This window comes from Corynebacterium tuberculostearicum, from assembly GCF_013408445.1.
GTDB lineage: Bacteria > Actinomycetota > Actinomycetes > Mycobacteriales > Mycobacteriaceae > Corynebacterium > Corynebacterium tuberculostearicum.
This window is the reverse complement of sequence record NZ_JACBZL010000001.1, coordinates 199,452-217,674: the sequence shown is the minus strand read 5'-3', so window position 1 is coordinate 217,674 and position 18,223 is coordinate 199,452. Positions and strand designations below refer to the sequence as shown.

Here is an 18,223-nt window from a genome sequence, read left to right as displayed (position 1 = left end):
TTCTATGGCGCTATACCCGCTCGCGACTAGTTACTTCGGCGTGGAGCATGTTGCGGTCCTCGAGCACCCAGTGCTGGGCACCGCATTGAGTATCCCCGGTGTGGCGAAGCACGCTGCGCTTGTCGACGTCTCCCTAGAACCCGATACCTACACCAACGGCTGGCGCGTTCGCTCGGACTTCGGCTTCTTAGGGTTTCTGGACGAGGTCGAGGCGGCGGAGTATCCCGCCTTGGAGCGATTGAAGGCTTCCTCCGCACAGCCGCAGACGATCGCCACCGTGGAGGTCGTGGACGGCGAGGTTGAAGTTGCCGTGTCACTGGGCCTGTGGCCGTGGATGGTGCCGGTCAATGACCAGCCGCAAGGAACTGCGTTGCTAACTGGCGGACGAGGCGTGCTAATCGATGCCGCCGCCGGCGACCTATCGCCCGCCCAGCTTGATGGCATGGGCTCGCAGCAATTCTTCGTCACGCTGGAAGACCTTGCCGGCACCGCGGTGGCGACCTGCGACGATACGGTTCTCGGTCCCCTCGGCGACAGTGCCGCGCTCCCTGGACTGCGCGCCGCATTCGCTGCGGCACACGGTTCTGGGGCGGGGCTTTCTGCCCGCGCCTACGCGAGCCACGGCATGCTTGCCGTCGATATCCCCGCCGATGAGGCCACCACCGCGGAGCTCTTCTCCCCCGCTGTTCCGCCACTGCGCGTGCCCGCGCCACAACCTGCGATTCCCGCCGCCGCGCGCGCAGCCACACCGGCTCAGCCCGAGGTCTGGGAGCACACGCTTTCCGGCGAAGCCATCGTGACGGCACTGCCCAGCGGCTCGCGCCGCCCGAAAGGGCCGCAGGCCCAGCCGGCTGCACCCGCTAAGCCAGATGCGCCAGCTCAGCAGCACAATGAGCAAGCACAACAACCGCAGGCCAGCGCCAAGCTGGCGGAGTTGGTCTCCTCTATCCCAGGAGAGCAGAACTTCAGCTGGCGTGCGCTCCCGGTAGCCGAAGAACCGGGCCGCTTTTCCTCCGAATCCGCGCGCGTGCGGGCCCGGCGCGTGGCACGCGACACGTCTCACCACCGCGGGGGCAATCACCGCAAATAGGTGCGATGCTCGGCCACAGAGGCCTCGCTAGCGCAGGGTGCGCTGGCCCCCGTCGCCGCGGCGCGTAATCCGCTGGGCGTCGAGGTATTCCAGCAGCGGGATGGCTACCCGTCGCGTGGTGCCCAGCGCTTTACGGGCTGCCGAAAGCGTAAAGGGTTGCTCCAGTACGCTAAGGCGCCGGCGCGCCTCCTCCGGTGCCGAGGGCAAGAGCACGATTCCCTGCTTGAGGCGCAGGAGGCGCCCGGCGCGCTCGGCGGCGGCAAGTGCCTTTGGGCCCAGGCCCAGCTCCGTTAGGTCATCTGCCTCGGGTGCCGCAAAAGGTTCTACCTTAAGCCTTTCCTCGATGGCAGCGACCCCGCGCTCCGCCGCACCGAGGTCCGCCCGCTGCCCGGGAAAGCGCAACACTCCCTCACTGCTTTCCGCCTTCGTAGCCGCGATGGCAAGGCCCAGCAAGCCTTCTTCTTGCAGGCCGAGGGCATCCAAGGCTGCTTTGCGGGGCATTCCCGGTGCCAGGGGATGTGCAGCAGCGTGGGCTTGCAGGGCGTCGGTAAGCGCGTGCTTCCACCGAGTTACCTGGGAGGCCGCAATCCACCAGTCGCGGAAGGCGATAATGCCTTGCGGCGGCGCTGCGGTAATAAAGCCGTCGCGGGCTAAGTCATCCACACGGGCGAAGCCGACGCGGCGCAGGTAGGAGGCGGGATCGCGGAAAGAGTCCTGGGCGCTGAGCTCTTCTGCGCGGCGGCGGGCGTCACCGCGCCGGTTAAGCTCCGGCGGGCGCAGATCTACTGCCTCTACCCCAGCGACGACGTGCCGGCCGCCAGGGCTGCGCACTACGAAACGATCAAGGAGCCGCAGCGGCAGCGGGTGTGCCAGGCTGATGCGCGCGAAATCGGCAGACAAGGGACGCAGGTGGGCCTCTACCCCGGCGGTACCGGTGTGCACGACGAGGTTATCGGGCAGCCCATCGAGATCCGCGCCAAAGGTGCGGCGGACATCGAGGTGGTCCACCAAGCGCCACGCACCCGGGGTAAGCAGCACGTCGCCGCGGTGGATATCGGCGGCATCCACCCCGCGCAGGTTGACGGCCGCACGAGTGACGGGGCCGAGTGAATCCTGCTCGCGATTTTCACTATGCAGGCCACGGATCTCCACAGCCCTTTCCCCACCAGCCGTGGCCACCTTAAGGCTATCGCCCACGCGCAGGGTGCCCGCGGCGAGCGTTCCGGTAACCACGGTGCCCGCGCCCTTCACGCTAAAGGCGCGGTCCACCCACAGGCGCACGGGCGCCTGCGCATCGGGAGCGGGCACATCGGCAAGGACCTCATCGAGCGCCTGCCGCAGCGCCGCAATGCCGTCGCCGGTAGGGGCGGATACGGGGATAATGGGGGCGTCGGCAAGCGGGGTGCCGGCCAGCTGCGTTCGGATTTCTGCGGTGCGGTCCACGGTGGCGCGGTCGCTGCGAGTTAACGCAATAATGCCGTGCTCTACTCCCAGCGCGCGCAAGGCATCGCGGTGGTCGGTGGACTGGGCCTGCCATCCCTCATCGGCCGCCACAACAAAGAGGACGACCGGGGCCGGGCCCACGCCGGCGAGCATATTGCCTAGGAATTTTTCATGGCCGGGCACATCTACGAAAGCCACATCCGCGCCAGAAGGCAGCGTGGTCCAGGCAAACCCCAGGTCAATGGTAAGACCGCGGCGCTTTTCTTCCTCCCACCGGTCCGGGTCCATCTCCGTAAGAGCCCGCACCAGGGTGGACTTGCCGTGGTCCACATGGCCGGCAGTAGCGACGACGTACACCTAGCCTACCGCCTTAATAGCGGCAATAACCGTGGCGTCGTGGTGGGCGGGAACGCAGCGAATATCCACCAAGCAGCGGCCCTGATGCACGCGGCCTACCACGGGCGGGTCCTGGCGGCGCAGCGCGTCCGCATAGTGCTCAGGCAGGCTAACCGCGAAGCCGGGCAGCGGGTACTCCGGCGCCCCGCCGCCGCCCACGCGGCCATCATGAGGCACCACTTCTGCCCCAACTGCCTGCGCGATGGCTTCCGTGCGCTCGCGGTGGGTCTGGGGATCGAGGTGGAGGGCGTCCTGCACCGCATTCGAGGGCGTTGAAATGGCCGCCTCCAGCGCGTTGAGGCGCAGCTTATCTATGCGCACCGCACGCGCCAGCGGATGCTTCTTCACCGCGGCAATCGCCTCCTGGGTGCCGAGCAAGATTCCTGCCTGCGGGCCACCGAGAAGCTTATCGCCGGAGGCTATGACGATATCGGCGCCGGCGCGCAGCTGGGCCTGGATATCTGGTTCCTCTGGCAGCGCTGGGTCATGGGTGAGCAGGCCGGAGCCCAAGTCCACGATGAGCCGCGTATCGTGCTCCACCGCTAGGCGGTGCAGATCCTCTACCCCGACTGCGGAGGTAAACCCCTCGATGCGGAAATTGGAAGGATGCACCTTCAAGATGGCGCCGGTGTTATCGCCCAGCGCGCATTCATAATCGGCCAGGTGCGTGCGATTCGTCGCGCCTACTTCCTTGAGGCGCGTGGCCGTGGACTCGATGAGCTCCGGCAGGCGAAAACCAGCTCCTATCTCAATGAGCTCGCCGCGCGAGATGATGACCTCTTTGCCGGGAGCGAGCGCAGCGGTAGCCAGCAGCAAGGCGCTAGCGCCGTTATTGACCACGAGGGCATCTTCTGCACCGGGGCAGGCCGCGAGCAGTGCGGCCCTGGCGCCGGCACCGCGATTTCTGGATCGCTTGCCCGAGTCCAGGTCCATTTCCACATCCGTATAGGAGGCAGCGGCCTGCAGGGCCTCTACCGCGGCGCTGGGAAGCGGGGCACGCCCTAGGTTCGTATGAATGATGACGCCGGTGGCGTTAATGACCGGCTGCAAGGAATGCGCTGTCTTTTGTTCCAGGCGCTGCGCAATTTCTGCGGGTATATCGCTGACCGGCAGCTGGCCGCGGCGCGCTTGGGTGACTGCGCCCTGGATAATCGCGCGGATGGCGTGCTCGGCTAGGCGCTGGCGCGCGGATTCTACTTCCGGCAGCTGGAGCAGCTCGTCCATGCGGGGAATATTCCTGCGGGGATCCGGGCTGGCAGCAGGCGTGGGCGTGGGCACTGTGGCATTCCTCCTTGCGCGCGGGTGGCGGAGACGGACAGGAATCGAACCTGCCAGACCGAGATGCTCGGCCTCACCGGTTTTGAAGACCGGGGCGCCCACCAGGACACGTACGCCTCCGTGTGCTCACCTTACACGGGGGAAGAAATTTCCCGGGATTCTCCGTACAATTAACGTTTTTCTAAGATTCAGGCTAAGATTCTACTTATGTTCCTATCAGGTTTAAGGCGGCGAGAGATTGGCCGGCGCGCGGGCGCCGGTTGCATACTCGGCTTCGCCCTTCTCGCCACCGCGTGCTCCCCTGCCACTTCCCCACCTGCGGAGTCCCCCAACATGACCCGACCAGAGGTGGAGTCGCAGCAGCTGGAAGCCTTCACCGAGGACGCAGCCGGCGCCCCACATGGCTTCACTGCCACCGAGCCTGGCACCCACTTGCGCTATGGCGAGACGGCCTCCGTCCTCACAGAATCTCGCGAGGGAAATATAAGTTATTTTAAGGTTCGGGTAGATGCCCCACGCCTCGCTGACAACATCCGCCCTACCGGCTCTTCGGAAGACTTCACCCTCCCCGAGTCCGCCTCCACCATTTGTTTCCCAGTATCGCTGACGTACCTCGGAGCAGCGGATACCTCCGCACCGACCTCCCTTCCAGACCTCGCACCAGCTACAGCTGATGGCTCGCGCGCCAATGAGGTGCCCAACTCCGCCGCGGCAAGCTGCCCATATAGCCAGGTCCCTGCGATACCCAAGGTGGGCCAGACCTATCGCACCGCACTGGTTTCCTTTACAGAACCTGCCCATGCGGCAAGCGATCCCCACGGGGCACAGTTCCACTTCCACGTGCCCTCCTTCAACCGCCTCGACCGCGCGGAGGCAATTTCCTGGGGCTAGTAAAATGGCGCTATGACCCAAGATATTAAGCTCACCTCTTTCGCAGCTGGTGGCGGCTGCGCCTGCAAGATCCCCGCTGGGCAGCTGGAATCCGCCGTCGAAGGCCTCATTGGCAAGGCCGACCCCAACGTGCTGGTCGGCTTGGACGATGGCGATGATGCCGCAGCCGTAAAGATTCAAGATGGCCTGGCGGTTATCTCCACCGCGGACTTTTTCACTCCCATGCTCAATGACCCCTATGACTGGGGGCGGGTGGCCGCGGCCAATGCGCTCTCTGATGTCTATGCCATGGGTGGCACCCCGGTTACCGCCATCAACCTGGTGGGCTGGCCCAATGAAAAGCTGGGCCTGGATGTGCTGCGCGAGGTCCTGCGCGGCGGCATGGATATAGCCACCGAGGCCGGCATCTCCGTAACAGGTGGGCATTCCATCACCGCGCCCGAGCCCCTGTACGGTATGGCAGCTACCGGCATCGTGGCCCCCGACAAGCTCATGCGCAACGACGCCGCCGAACCCGGCCTGCCCATCACCCTAACCAAGCCCATTGGCGTGGGCATCCTCAACAACAAGCACAAGGCCACCGGCGAGGTCTCCCAGGCCGCGGTCGATTCCATGACCACCTTGAACCGTGAGGCCGCCCGCGCCGCGGTGGAGGCGGGCGTGCGTGCCGCCACGGATGTCACCGGCTTCGGGTTGCTCGGCCACTTATACAAGCTGTGCCGGGCCTCCGGCATCGCCGCGGAGCTCGATTTTTCCGCCGTGCCCACCATCGAAGGCGCAAAGGAAGCGCTGGCAGAGGGCTTCATCCCCGGCGGCTCTCGCCGCAATCTCGACTGGGTGCGCCCACACCTCGATACCTCCTTGAGCGAGGAAGAGCTAGTGCTGCTTGCCGACGCCCAAACTTCCGGCGGCCTCCTCCTCATCGGCGAGGTTCCCGGCTACCCCGTCATCGGCCATACCACCGAGCGCACCGGCGATGCGTTCATTAAGGCCTAAGATGCGCCGACGCCTCCCCGCTTTCCTCACCCTCGCCTCCACCGCCCTAGCCGGGGCGGGGCTGGTGGGGTGCTCGTCCGAGGGGGCATCGCCAATGAGTACTCCCCCTTCGAGTTCACCGCCGCTGACAGGCGCTTTTACTGCTCCGCCTGGCCGGTCGAAGAGTCAGTGTCTACCACGTGCGTGACCACCGTGGGCGATGTGGCGCTGAACTACTACCTTCACCGCGATGGCCGCGACTCCGCAGCCGAGCAACAACGCATGGAAGACATCGGCGCGGAGCTCGCCCCCGCCCTGCAGGACCTGGACTAGTCCGGGCTCACCACATCGTGGTCGAGGCCCTGCTCGCGCCGGCGCCTTTCCGCCCGGCGCTTCTGCGGCCCGATGGTGGTCTCCGGGTTCTTCACCGCTTCCAAGCCGGCGTTGAGCACGCCAAAGCGCGTGCACGCCGAGCCAGCCAAGAGCGATAGCCCCGCAGCCACCGAGACCGCCCGCGACTTCGTCACCGCAGCCACCGCGCTACCGACACCGCCGGCTGCGATGAAGTATTCCGAAGCCTTCATCAACGCGCCCGGCTTACCCTGGTGCAGAGCTTCGCGCGGCTCCGGCTCCATGCCTTCCTCCAGCACCTTGGTCGCTGCCAGATCACTTGCTGCAGCGGCCATGCCCAACACACGGGCCGGTCCCGCGTGCTCGACCGGAGTGGTCACCATAGCCAGGCCTGACGACGCCGCACCTGCCGAGGAAACGAAGACATACGGCAGGTGCTTTTTCATGTCATTCCACACCGGGTTCGAGGTATTGGACAGCAATACCGCGGTATAGCCTGCGAGCGGACCACCGAGTACACCCGCGACCGCGCCCGCCGGCCCGGCCGACTTCTTCAGCGCCGTGCGCACGAATTTCGGCAGCGGCAGCTTGTGGCCAGTCGCCGCGTCCACTTCCGCGGCGGCAGGCAGCGCGGCCGCGCTGGCAAAGCCCGACAAAATCCACGAGCCCATGGACATTGGCGAGGTCACCTTGAAGACGCGGAACATGTTCAATGCGCGTTCCGGGCGGCCCAAATCCAGAATCAAAAAGACCGATCCCACGGCCGCCGCGCCAAAGGCAGAGATCCGCGTGGTGCGACGCAGCGGCGCATTGCCCACGGCCTGTGCACCAGCGGCCAAGAGTCCCGAGCCACCGCTCACACCGCCCAGAAAGAGGTAGGCGCCGATAGGCCATTCCCACGGCGGAGCCTTCACCACAGGTCGGCCGTAGTAAGACGAGAACTCGAAGTCCTGCGCCATGCGCTCCTCTTTGGAGCCGTCCTGCGCACCCGCGCCTGGACGCTTCCGCTTCTTCTTCGGCTTCGTACCATCGAACTTCCGGTAGCGATTGCGGCGCTCCGGCTGCGGTGGACGGTATTCATCAAAGTTGCTCATTTGCGTCCCCCAATCAGGAAGGAACCGGCCACGGCCAGCGCCATGCCGCCGATAGCCTTGGCTGCGGTCTTATACATCTGCGGTAAATCGGCCGTCGGCACGCGCGGGTCCGGCGGCAAACCGTAGACCTCAGGTGAATCCAAAAGCAGGAAGATGGAGCCGGTTCCGCCCACGCCATCGTCCTGGTTGGCGCCGTAAAGGCGGGCCTCGGTAAGCCCTTGCTCGTGCAATACACGCACGCGTTCCTTGGCCGCGGCCACCATCTCCTCGTACGGGCCGAACTGAATGGAATCGGTAGGACAGGTCTTAGAACATGCTGGCTGCTCTCCCTGCTTCAGGCGGTCGTAGCACATGGTGCACTTTTGGGCCACACCCAAATTCTTAATCGGCATCGACTCGCCTGGCGTGTGGTCCGGCCCCTGCGGGGCAAGCTGCTTAAGCTTTTTCAGCACGTTCACGCCGGCATGGGAATTATCCACGTAATCCACCGTGGCCGTCTTGTCGTACTTCAGCGCCACACCGCCGTCATCGCGGCGCTCGATGACGCCAAACGGGCAGCCGGCCACGCAGGTACCGCAGCCATTGCACACATCATCTTGGACCACAACGGTGCCAAACTCGGTGCGGAACAGCGCGCCGGTAGGACACACGTCCAAGCAGCCCGCATGCGTGCAGTGCTTACACACGTCCGAGGACATGAGCCACCGGAACGTATCCGTATCCGGCGGGGTGGTATCAACCGACGGGGCCTGCGCCCCTACCGAAGGCATCCCTAAGGAAATGAGATTCTTGCCCTCCTCGCGGGCCTGCTCGATGCGGTCATTGTTTTGCTCCACAAAGGCCACGTGCCGCCAGGTATTTGCTCCCAGTGCGCCGGTGTTGTCATAGGAATCACCCGTGACGTCATAGCCTTCTACCGGGTTGCGGTTCCACTCCTTGCACGCCACCTCGCAGGCCTTACACCCGATACACACGGAAGTGTCGGTGAAAAAGGCCATGCGGCGGTACTTGTCGTAGCCATGCCGGCTGGCGTTTTCGGTCAGAAGATTTGTCATTTACTTACCTTCTTCGCTTTCCTCGCCCTTTTCGCCGTGCTCATCCGCATCCGCGGGCTGCTGCGGCTCTGGGTTATAGGTGAAGGAATCATCCACGGTGAGCAGATCATTGCCGGAATCCAGGTTCAGGTGCGCGCGCTTCTGATACTCCTTGAGCATCTCCACACGGGCCTCACCACGCGGGCGACGCCCCGGCTGGATATCACAAGCGCCGATCTTGGAATTCTGGATGAATACGTTCGGCTCCAACGTAAGGCCCAGCAAATCATTGGCACCATCGCCTGCAACGGCCGTGGAATCGGACTCGCCATAGTGATACGGCAGGCCGATCTGGTGGAACTCCTCGCCATTGATCTTCATCATCTGCATGCGGTCAGTGACCAAGACCTGTGCCTCAATCACGCCGCGCGGCGAGACGATGGTGGCCCACTTGCCGTTTTCCAAGCCACGCTTTTCTGCCAAGGCCTTATCGACCTCGCAGAAAAGGCCCGGCTGCAGCTCCGCCAAATACGGCAGGCGGCGCGACATCGCACCCGAGGTATACATCTCGGTGAGGCGATAGGTGGAAAAGACAAACGGGAACACCTCGGAGCCCGGCTCACCAGGTTCTGGGCGCGACAGGTTGTCTGGGCGCTTAATGGTCAGGCGCGTCGGTGACTGCTGCTGCTTGTACAGCACGTTGTGCACCGGGGACTCGTGCGGCTCATAGTGGGTAGGCAATGGGCCGTCGGAAAGCCCGGTCGGTGCAAAGAGCCAACCGCGGCCATCCGCCTGCATGATGAAGGCATCGGTGCCGTCGAGGGCGTCCGGGCCCACGGCGTCGACCGGAGCCTTGTAGTCCGGGGCCTTGGTAGCCGGGAAGTCCGGCACGTCATCGCCAACCCATTGACCCTGGTCAGCGTCCCACCACACATATTTCTTGCGTTCGGACCACGGAGTGCCGTCCGGCTTCGCCGAAGCACGGTTGTAGAGCAGGCGGCGGTTGGCCGGCCATACCCAACCCCACTCGGGAGCTACCTCGTTTTGCTCCGAACCCGGAACCTTGCGCGCGGACTGATTAATGCCGTCCTTAAACACGCCGGTGTAGATCCAGCAACCGCCCGAGGTGCTGCCGTCATTCTTCATCTCCACAAAGGCAGGCAAAAGCTCGCCCTTCTTCGGGCCCTCGAGGTAGTAGCCGTTGATCTCCTTGAGGACGTCCTCAGAATTCGGCTCGCCTTCCTCGGTTTCTACATAGTCCCACGTGACCTTCTGCAGAGGAATATCTCGCGGATCGGTGGAATCGCGCAGGCGTTCCTTAATCTTTTTGCCCAGCTGGTAGAAGAACCACAGGTCACTCTTGGCATCGCCTGGCGGCGGGGCTGCCTGGAAACGCCACTGCAACATGCGCTGCGTCTGGGTAAAGGTTCCTGCCTTTTCCACGTGGGTAGCCGCCGGCATCAAGAAGACCTCAGTGCCGATGTCTTCGGTCTTAAGCTCGCCGTTTTTAATCTCCGGCGAATCCTTCCAGAAAGAGGCGGTCTCAATCTCCTGGAAATCGCGTACGACCAGCCACTTCAGCGCCGCCAAGCCGCGGCGCTGCATGCCGCCATTGGACTGCGCGACGGCCGGGTTCTGGCCAAAGACAAAGTAGCCTTCCACCTGTTGATCCAACATGGCCATGAGCGTTTCATAGGTAGAATGCGCACCAGAAATGCGCGGCATGAGGTCATAGCCCCATCCATTGTCCTTGGTTGCCGCATCGCCCCAATAGGACTTCATCAGCGAGACTGCGTAGTTCTCACCAATCTGCCAGAAGCCCTTCTGCGACTCGTTACGGATTCCATCAACGAACTCTGGCCAGCTTTGCTTATCGACGCTCGGCATGGGCAAATACCCCGGCAACGAGTGGAACAACGTCGGGATATCGGTAGAGCCCTGAATCGAGGCGTGACCGCGCAACGCCATAATGCCCGAACCTGGGCGACCCACATTGCCGGTGAGAAGCTGCAAGATGGCGGCGGTACGAATGAACTGCGCACCCAGGGTGTGCTGGGTAAAGCCCAACGCATAGGCAAAGCAGGTGGTGCGATCCGGCGTAGAATTCTGCGCGATCGACTCCGCTAGGTAATAGAAGTCCTCCTGCGCAATACCGCAGGTCTCCTCCACTACCTCAGGCGTATAGCGCGCGTAGTGCCGCTTGAGAATCTGGAAAACCGAATTCGGATGCTCTAGCGTCTCATCGCGTTCCACATTCCACGACGCACCCTCCGGTTTCTGTACGTACTGCCACGAATCCGTGACGTACTTACCGGTCTCTGGGTCATAACCAGAGAACAGGCCGTCCAGATCTTCGGTGTCCTGGTAGTCCTCCGAGATGATCATCGGCGCATTGGTATACGCCACCACGTAGTCATGGAAATACAGGTCATTGTCCAGCAGGTAGTTAATGACTGCGCCCAAAAGCACCACGTCCGTGCCGCCGCGAATGCCAATGTGGCGATTCGCAAAGGCTGACGTGCGCGTATAGCGCGGATCCACGTGAATGATGCGGGCACCACGCTTCTTGGCTTCCACCACCCACTGGAATCCCACTGGGTGACACTCGGCCATGTTAGAACCCTCAATGACGATGCAGTCCGCATTCGCCATATCCTGCAGCGGTTGGGTTGCGCCGCCGCGGCCAAACGAAGTTCCTAGACTAGGAACGGTGGCGGAGTGTCATATGCGCGCCTGGTTCTCGAGCTGAATCGCACCAGCGGCGGTAAATAGCTTCTTGATGAGGTAATTTTCCTCATTATCCAAGGTCGCACCGCCCAAACCGGCGATGCCCATCGTGCGGTTGAGCGCACGACCTTCATCGTCCACATCCTGCCAGCCATTGCGGCGGGCTTCCAAGAAACGATCCGCAATCATCTCCATCGCGGTATCTTCATCAAGGTCCTGCCACTCCGTAGAGTGCGGCGCACGGTACTTAATCTTGGTCAAGCGCGTAGCGGAGTTGATCAGCTGCTCCGACGCAGATCCCTTCGGGCACAGGCGCCCACGGGAAATAGGCGAATCCGGATCGCCCTCCACCTGGATGACGCGGTCATCTTTGACATATACGCGCTGCGAGCAACCAACCGCACAGTACGGGCACACCGACTGCACCACGCGGTCTGCTTCCACGGTGCGCCCATGCTTATCTTTACTCTTTTGAGACTGCGTATTGACGTCCCTGCCGAAGGGATCGCCACTGCGCAGCTGGCGCACAACCGGCCAGTTGAGAGGGCTAAAGCGAGACATGTCCTTTAATCTATATTTCACCGGTTAAAAAAGCTACAAAGGCTACCCTAACTAGCTTGCACCGCCCAGAGTGCCCGCTTAATCCCCTCAACGATGTCCGCCAGCTCCATCATGGGCTTATCCGTTTTCTCCTGCTCTGTACTGAACGGGACGTGGACAAATCCGGCGCTTATCCCGGTGTCCGCGAAGCGATGCAAGAGACCATAGAGCAGCTGGTTACACACGAAAGTCCCGGCCGTATTCGACAACCGCGCCGGAATATCCTCCATTGCCGCAACCATTTCCTTTACCGGCAGCGTAGAGAAATATGCCGCCGGGCCGCCTTCCACTACCGGCACATCGACCGGCTGATAACCCGCATTATCAGGAATATCGGCATCCATAACGTTAATCGCGACCCGCTCTGGGGTGATATGTGCCCGTCCACCGGCCTGGCCCAAACATACAATTGCATCGACCGCCGAGACCTCCGCGGCCTCAATCGCCCGACGCAGCGATTCCCCGAACTTCGTCGGGATCACCAGCTTGATGAGCTCCGCGTCTCCAATGCGATCCGGTAGTTGCTGAAGAGCTCGTTCCGTGGGGTTTATGCTCTCCCCGCCGAAGGCGTCGAATGCGGTTACGAGGATTTTCATGCTGCCAGTATTCCAGATCCCCGGGCCCTCCCACCCCCTTCGCGCTCACCGGCAGCACCTAAATGGCGCTTCCCCTTGGCCCCGGTGAGCAGCAAGGGCGTAGGCCACAATCCCCACTCCCCTCGCGCTCACCGGGAGCCATACTCAAAGCACTCAGGGCCCTGCCCGTGAGCGCGAAGGGCAGGCTGCCTAACCAATCTGTTGCTTCGTAGTGCAGTCGATCTTCGCGTAGGAACGCCCTTTCTTATCCACGGACGTCAAGGCATAGTTTCCGCCATAAGCTCGGCACCCGGTGTAGTTATCGACCACCGGCGCCGGCTGAGGTGCCGGCTGCTGCTCGGGGGCTTGGTAGTCAGCCACCTCATCGTGCGTTGGCTGCTCCGCTACCTCTACTTCCGGCGCGTAGTGCTCCTGCTGATGAATCTCTTCTTGCCGCTGCTCTGCACGGCGGCGTTCTTCTTCCTGGCGCTCCTTTTCACGCTTCTCTTCCTCCCGCTCTTTCTCCTCCAACTTCTCGAGCCCTTCGCGGGCTTGTTTCTCCTCCCCCTCAAGCTCGCGTTCCTTCTTCGCGGCAATCTCCTTGGGAGCATCCGGATACGCTGCTTTCTGGAAGGTGCTTCGATCATCTTTGTGGCGAGTCAGAACCGCCAATCCGGCCTTCGCAGCTGCTGACTTGTCCAGTACATCCTCGTACCCTGCAATATCAGCTTCCCCGGAAGCTGCAAATGCTGCCGCTGCAGCTTCAGCGCCGCTAACCGCCTCGGCCATGTTCTTATCGCTGGAAACCTTGCACTCGTCTGAGACCCCAAAGATCCCTTCGCCGGCGTCTTTAGGGCCGCGTTCGGCATTGCGCACTTCGTCATAAAACTTGTCGTTTCCGCCAAATACAACCGCCGTGGCTAACCCTTCGGCCGCGACATCCGCGTTAATGAAGTCATCGTCGATAAAGACACCGGCAAGAGTGCGGCCGTACTTGTCGGTCCGCTCGGAGTCATATTCCAACCGAACCTCCGTCCCTTTTGGCAGCCGCCCTTCCAGGTACTGCTTCGCTTCCTCCGCGAGGCACTCACTCGGTTCGCCGTTATGGCCGATCTCCGGCGTATCAATATTAAGTAGCCGGACGCGGGTATTTTCGCCGTCTATGTCGACGTCAATGGTGTCGCCATCGATCACTCGGTTGACCACCACAGTATCTTCATCACCGCCGCCTAAAGCAACGGAAGCCACTGCGCCAACTGCGAAAATGCCAACGAGAGGTTTAACCCAGCCCATGAATGTTCCTCCTGAGAAAGATAGAGAGAGTAGCTATCTAAAGTTAGCAATGGGACACACGTGGTAGTTCAAGGTCCCTTCCCTTCGCGCTCACCGGCGTCGAAAAGCAAGCACAAAACCACCTCTCCGTGAGCGCGAAGGATGAGGTTGCGGCCACTGCATATAACTCGCACTTTGTGCCTATGGACGCAGAAGGAATAAGCTGAGCGATGTTGAAGTTGAACAGGACAGTATCTGGAAAATAGTCCGATCTGTCCATTTCTATTTTCAAAGGAATCTTTATGTCTCAACAAGAATCTTCGCGCTCCAAGCTTCCCGGCTGGGCCACGGGATTCGGTGCTCAGGTCATCGCGGGCCTCATCATCGGCCTTATCCTGGGCTTCATTGCCTCCGGCATGGATACCGACCCAGATAACCCGGGCTGGTTGACCACCCTGCTCACGGGCGTCGGCAGCGCCTACGTCCAGCTGCTCAAGGTGATGATCCCGCCACTGATCTTCGCCGCTGTTGTTACCTCCGTCGCTAACCTGCGCAAGGTCGCCAACGCCGCGTCCCTGGCAATTTCCACGCTTGTGTGGTTTGCCATCACCGCATTCTTCTCCGTCTTGACGGGCATCATCGTCGCCGTCGTGATGAAGCCGGGCATCGGCACGAGCATCGATGCTGCCACCGCGCAGGATCCTTCCCACGTCGGCTCGTGGACCGCGTTCTTTGAGCAGCTTCTGCCCCAGAACTTCGTGGGCCTTTCTGCCTCGCTTTCCGACGGCGAAGTATCCCTCAGCTTTGGTGCCCTCCAGCTCCTCGTCATTTCGCTGGCCATTGGTATCGCCGCCGTCAAGACTGGCAAGTCTGCTGAGCCTTTCCTGCGCTTTACCGAGTCCTTCCTGAAGGTCATTCAGGTCATCCTGTGGTGGATTATTCGCCTTGCCCCGATTGGCACCGCGGCCCTCATTGGTAAGGCCGTAGCTACCTACGGCTGGGACGCACTAGGCTCGCTGGGCAAGTTCGTCTTGGCCATGTACGTCGGCATGGGCCTGGTATTTGCCGTGGTCTACCCGGCAGTGCTGAAGTTCAACAAGATCCCGGTCATTGGTTTCTTCAAGCGCGTATGGCCTGTGACCTCCCTGGGCTTTGTCACCCGTTCTTCGATGGGCGTCATGCCAGCTACCGAGCGTTTCAGCGAAAAGGCTATGGGCGTTCCCTCCGAGTACGCTTCCTTTGCTATTCCGCTGGGCGCAACTACCAAGATGGATGGCTGCGCTTCCGTATACCCAGCCATCGCTGCCATCTTCGTCTCCCAGTTCTATGGCATCGACCTTGACTTCACCCAGTACCTGCTCATCATCTTCGTGTCCGTTATCGGTTCCGCCGCTACCGCAGGCACCACCGGCGCAACGGTGATGCTCACCCTCACGCTTTCCACGCTCGGCCTGCCGCTGGCCGGTGTTGGTCTCCTGCTTGCCATCGAGCCGATCATTGACATGGGCCGTACCGCACTGAACGTCACCGGACAGGTGCTGTGCGCCACCATCGTGGCTAAGCGCGCCGGCATCCAGGACAAGGCAACCTGGGATGCTGCCGAGAACGGCGTCAAGGACATTATGGATTCTGACTCGGCTGAGGCTATCGGCGTCAAGGCTTAAACCAGTCTCCTCTTGAGTTCAGAGGGTCGTTGCAACACTTTCCCTTAGGAGGGTGTTGTTGTGTCTGGGGTTGTTGGCCCGTTTCATTCGTTGTCTGAATCGGATCGTCGTGGCTTAGTTGCCTTGGTTGGCAGTGGGCGTAGTGTCCGTTCGGCGGCTGGTGAGCTTGGCTGTCATTACGGGCATGCTTTGAATTTTTGCCATGCCTTTGGATTGCCAGTCGTGTATAAAGCCAAACGAGTTGATCGCCGCGGCAGCCAGGCTGTCCAGCTTGTAGAGCTAGTCCGAAGCGGACTGTCGGTACGCCAAGCTGCTAAAAGATGTGGGATGCATCTTACCGCTGCGTATGCCGTAGCTACGGAAGCTGGGTGCCATATCCGGTTAAGTCAGTATGCTCGGAAAGTCCGCCAGACGCAGTTAAGAGTGGAATACCTGCGCCTTCGGCTGGCGAGCCTGCCTGGTGGTGATGCTGGCACGGCAGTAGGAATTGATCGTCGACTGCGTTTAGATTTCGAAAAAGGACTCACCAAATCCCAGGGTCGACGAGAAGAGTTCATACCCGTCGGCGAAGACGCCAGCACGTATAACAGACTTATGAAAGCGCTGCGCCAACGCCATGATGTCATCGAATCCGGAAGGCTTGCCCCTCCCGCCTTACCTAGCGGGGTAGATCCGTATAAACGCATCAGCAATCGCTACATTTGCTTCGAAGAACGCGTCATCATCGCCGATCTTCTCCGCGAAGATGTGCCACTGCGTGAGATTGGGCGCCGTTTAGGGCGAAGTGCATCGTCAATTCAGCGTGAAGTACGCAGAAACCACAGTGCTCAAGGCCCGTATCGTGCAGAAACAGCCCAGTTAAAGGCCTGTGCGCGGAGGTTGCGGCCGAAAATACCGAAACTACTAGCCAACAAAAGACTATGGGACTATGTATGCGCACAATTGCGGGCACAATGGTCACCTGAGGAGATTTCTAATCGCCTGCCCATCGACTACCCCACTGATAAGGACATGCGCATTAGTCACGAAACGATTTATGACGCCTTTTACCTGCAGGCCAAAGGAAGACTCAAAGACCTTGGCCTGGACTTGCCGACCGGTAGAAAGAAACGCAAGAAACGCCAAACCCGCTCCAGCACACCTGCCCAGCAACGCTTCGTCGACGACATGATCCTCATAGACGACCGGCCAGATGAGGTAAGTGAACGTATTTTGCCAGGCCACTGGGAAGGCGACCTCATCCTCGGTAAAAACAACCAATCAGCGGTAATCACGCTAGTAGAACGTGTTAGCCGATTTGTTGTCCTTGGCCACTTACCGGGAAGGCATACCAGCAAAGAAGTATTCACAGCCCTGCACAAGGCAGTTACAGGAATCGATAAAGCTATCTGGTCATCAATTACCTGGGACCAAGGAAGCGAAATGGCTGGTCATAAAGCTTTTACCATGGCCACTGACATTCCCATCTACTTCTGCCATCCAGGATCACCATGGGAACGCGGCAGCAACGAAAACACCAACGGCAGGCTCAGAAGAAACCTTCCCAAAAACAGCGACCTGTCCATCTACAGCGCCGAGGACCTAGAAATGATCGCCAACATTCACAACCACAAACCACGCAAAGCACTCAACTGGCGCACCCCAGCCGAAGTCATGACCAACGCCCTCACACAAACCGGTAGCATCAAACCAAACTAACCATCATCGTTGCAACGACCCCTAGAATCCGCCCCTAAATAAGGCAAAAGAAACGCCCGCAAGGTATTCCTTGCGGGCGTTTAGCTATGCGCTTTTACTTCTTGAGGCCGTCAACACCATCGGTGTCGATCTGCTCCTTGCGCAGCTCCTCGGTGTGAGTCTCGGTGTCGCGAACGGTGTCCTTCTTCAGGTTGATCTTCTCAACCGGAACGGTTTCCTTGTTCACGTTTACGCGCTCCTCGTGCAGGGTGACGGAAGCTTCCTCGGAGTCACCGGAGATGGTGCCGTTGTAGTTCTTGGCATCCTCAGCGCTGATCGGGGTGCGCTCGACGCTAACCTCTTCACGCTCAACCGGAACCTCAACGGTCTCGGTGTCGGTCACAACGTACTTGCGCAGGCGAGCCTCACCGGTAGCCACGCGCTCCTTGTTGACGTTGAGCTGCTCCTCGGAACGGATGAGCTCGCCATCGTTGTTGGTGCGTGCAGCTGCAGCGTCATCAGCTACGCCAGCCTTGCGCTCGGTAGCAGCGGCGTCGGTGGTGTGGGTAGCTGCCTTCTTCTCATCAGCGTGTGCACCAGCAGCGCCTGCACCTGCAACACCTGCGCCAGCACCAGCAGCGCCGGCACCTGCGGTCAGGTTGTGATCCTTGTCAGCGCCAGCCTGAGCGTCACGCTTGGAGTCAAGGTTGGAATCCTTGTAGTCGGTAACGTCGTGTGCGTTATCCAGACCGTAGTGCTTGAAGATATCGGACTGTGCCTCAGGGGTCAGCGGCTTATCGGAGTCGAAGTCCGGAGCATCCTTGATGCGGTCCTTGGAGAAGCCCAGCTTCAGGTCATCGCCGGAGAAGTCGTGGCCGCGCAGCGGAACCAGGCTGGAGTTCATGCCGAACAGGCCGTGGTTAACCTCAACGAAGGTAGGCTGGCCGGACTGGTCATCAACGAATACCTCGTTAACGTCGCCCAGCTTCTCGCCGTTCTTGTCGTATGCGGTTGCGTTAAAGAGGTCCTTAATGTTCTTACCCATTGTCAGTAAATCCTTTCTGCTATTGGTATAGCTATCTTCAACCAAACAAAAGGACATTTTCTACCCCCGACACGTGGAGTATGGGGGTGAAAATCTCCAATTGATTGCTGT

14 protein-coding genes and 1 tRNA gene are annotated in these 18,223 nt (G+C 61.0%); 6 read left to right on the top strand and 9 right to left on the bottom strand.

The features are described from left to right. The first annotated feature begins 4 nt into the window (after positions 1–4). On the top strand, positions 5–1,090 hold the full coding sequence (locus BJ985_RS01060; protein WP_179386309.1) for a hypothetical protein: 1,086 nt from the start codon (positions 5–7) through the stop codon (positions 1,088–1,090). A 27-nt stretch (positions 1,091–1,117) separates the two neighbouring features. On the opposite strand, the gene selB is transcribed toward BJ985_RS01060, so the two are convergent. The 3 genes from selB to BJ985_RS01045 all read right to left on the bottom strand — a co-directional run bounded on the left by selB (position 1,118) and on the right by BJ985_RS01045 (position 4,327). Then, positions 1,118–2,890: a selenocysteine-specific translation elongation factor gene (selB, locus tag BJ985_RS01055; RefSeq protein ID WP_005323567.1), complete on the bottom strand. Its 1,773-nt coding sequence runs from the start codon at positions 2,888–2,890 to the stop codon at positions 1,118–1,120. Further along, positions 2,891–4,207, bottom strand: a complete 1,317-nt coding sequence (gene selA / locus BJ985_RS01050) for an L-seryl-tRNA(Sec) selenium transferase (RefSeq protein ID WP_179386308.1) — start codon at positions 4,205–4,207, stop codon at positions 2,891–2,893. A gap of 25 nt (positions 4,208–4,232) precedes the next feature. Then, positions 4,233–4,327, bottom strand: a tRNA-Sec gene (locus BJ985_RS01045). Between the two features lie 213 nt (positions 4,328–4,540). Here BJ985_RS01045 and BJ985_RS01040 point away from each other — a divergent pair. The 3 genes from BJ985_RS01040 (at position 4,541) to BJ985_RS01030 (ending at position 6,406) form a co-directional block, all read left to right on the top strand. Further along, the gene (locus tag BJ985_RS01040; RefSeq protein ID WP_040425059.1) at positions 4,541–5,098 is read left to right on the top strand and encodes a hypothetical protein; all 558 of its coding nucleotides are present in this window, start codon (positions 4,541–4,543) and stop codon (positions 5,096–5,098) included. Positions 5,099–5,110: 12 nt separating this feature from the next. Beyond that, on the top strand, positions 5,111–6,094 hold the full coding sequence (selD, locus tag BJ985_RS01035) for a selenide, water dikinase SelD (RefSeq protein WP_005323570.1): 984 nt from the start codon (positions 5,111–5,113) through the stop codon (positions 6,092–6,094). A 69-nt stretch (positions 6,095–6,163) separates the two neighbouring features. Then, positions 6,164–6,406: a hypothetical protein gene (locus tag BJ985_RS01030; protein WP_050776581.1), complete on the top strand. Its 243-nt coding sequence runs from the start codon at positions 6,164–6,166 to the stop codon at positions 6,404–6,406. On the opposite strand, the gene nrfD is transcribed toward BJ985_RS01030, so the two are convergent. From nrfD to BJ985_RS01000, 5 genes are all read right to left on the bottom strand, one after another. Then, the gene (gene nrfD / locus BJ985_RS01025; RefSeq protein ID WP_179386306.1) at positions 6,403–7,518 is read right to left on the bottom strand and encodes an NrfD/PsrC family molybdoenzyme membrane anchor subunit; all 1,116 of its coding nucleotides are present in this window, start codon (positions 7,516–7,518) and stop codon (positions 6,403–6,405) included. The two genes, BJ985_RS01030 and nrfD, sit on opposite strands and share 4 nt — an antisense overlap. Next, complete coding sequence (locus BJ985_RS01020) at positions 7,515–8,573, bottom strand: 4Fe-4S dicluster domain-containing protein (protein WP_179386305.1); 1,059 nt, start codon at positions 8,571–8,573, stop codon at positions 7,515–7,517. The genes nrfD and BJ985_RS01020 overlap by 4 nt, the downstream gene beginning before the upstream one ends. Further along, positions 8,574–11,840, bottom strand: coding sequence for a formate dehydrogenase-N subunit alpha (gene fdnG, locus BJ985_RS01015; RefSeq protein ID WP_236587074.1), 3,267 nt, complete (start codon positions 11,838–11,840; stop codon positions 8,574–8,576). A gap of 47 nt (positions 11,841–11,887) precedes the next feature. Continuing rightward, positions 11,888–12,475, bottom strand: coding sequence for a pyroglutamyl-peptidase I (gene pcp, locus BJ985_RS01005; RefSeq protein WP_179386303.1), 588 nt, complete (start codon positions 12,473–12,475; stop codon positions 11,888–11,890). Between the two features lie 189 nt (positions 12,476–12,664). Beyond that, on the bottom strand, positions 12,665–13,747 hold the full coding sequence (locus BJ985_RS01000; RefSeq protein WP_005327456.1) for a thermonuclease family protein: 1,083 nt from the start codon (positions 13,745–13,747) through the stop codon (positions 12,665–12,667). Positions 13,748–14,028: 281 nt separating this feature from the next. On the opposite strand from BJ985_RS01000, the gene BJ985_RS00995 reads away from it, so the two are divergent. Then, a complete protein-coding gene (locus tag BJ985_RS00995; protein ID WP_179386302.1) occupies positions 14,029–15,390 on the top strand; it encodes a dicarboxylate/amino acid:cation symporter in 1,362 nt (453 codons plus the stop codon). A gap of 60 nt (positions 15,391–15,450) precedes the next feature. Then, on the top strand, positions 15,451–17,088 hold the full coding sequence (locus BJ985_RS00990) for an IS30 family transposase (RefSeq protein ID WP_179386291.1): 1,638 nt from the start codon (positions 15,451–15,453) through the stop codon (positions 17,086–17,088). Positions 17,089–17,182: 94 nt separating this feature from the next. On the opposite strand, the gene BJ985_RS00985 is transcribed toward BJ985_RS00990, so the two are convergent. Further along, on the bottom strand, positions 17,183–18,112 hold the full coding sequence (locus tag BJ985_RS00985) for a PRC and DUF2382 domain-containing protein (protein ID WP_005323579.1): 930 nt from the start codon (positions 18,110–18,112) through the stop codon (positions 17,183–17,185). Between the last annotated feature and the right edge of the window lie 111 nt (positions 18,113–18,223).

Coding starts and splice junctions, on each gene's coding strand:
- BJ985_RS01060 (WP_179386309.1), top strand. CDS start 5: ATGGCGCTATACCCGCTCGCGACTAGTTACTTCGGCGTGGAGCATGTT.
- BJ985_RS01040 (WP_040425059.1), top strand. CDS start 4,541: ATGACCCGACCAGAGGTGGAGTCGCAGCAGCTGGAAGCCTTCACCGAG.
- selD (WP_005323570.1), top strand. CDS start 5,111: ATGACCCAAGATATTAAGCTCACCTCTTTCGCAGCTGGTGGCGGCTGC.
- nrfD (WP_179386306.1), bottom strand. CDS start 7,518: ATGAGCAACTTTGATGAATACCGTCCACCGCAGCCGGAGCGCCGCAAT.
- BJ985_RS01020 (WP_179386305.1), bottom strand. CDS start 8,573: ATGACAAATCTTCTGACCGAAAACGCCAGCCGGCATGGCTACGACAAG.
- pcp (WP_179386303.1), bottom strand. CDS start 12,475: ATGAAAATCCTCGTAACCGCATTCGACGCCTTCGGCGGGGAGAGCATA.
- BJ985_RS01000 (WP_005327456.1), bottom strand. CDS start 13,747: ATGGGCTGGGTTAAACCTCTCGTTGGCATTTTCGCAGTTGGCGCAGTG.
- BJ985_RS00995 (WP_179386302.1), top strand. CDS start 14,029: ATGTCTCAACAAGAATCTTCGCGCTCCAAGCTTCCCGGCTGGGCCACG.
- BJ985_RS00985 (WP_005323579.1), bottom strand. CDS start 18,112: ATGGGTAAGAACATTAAGGACCTCTTTAACGCAACCGCATACGACAAG.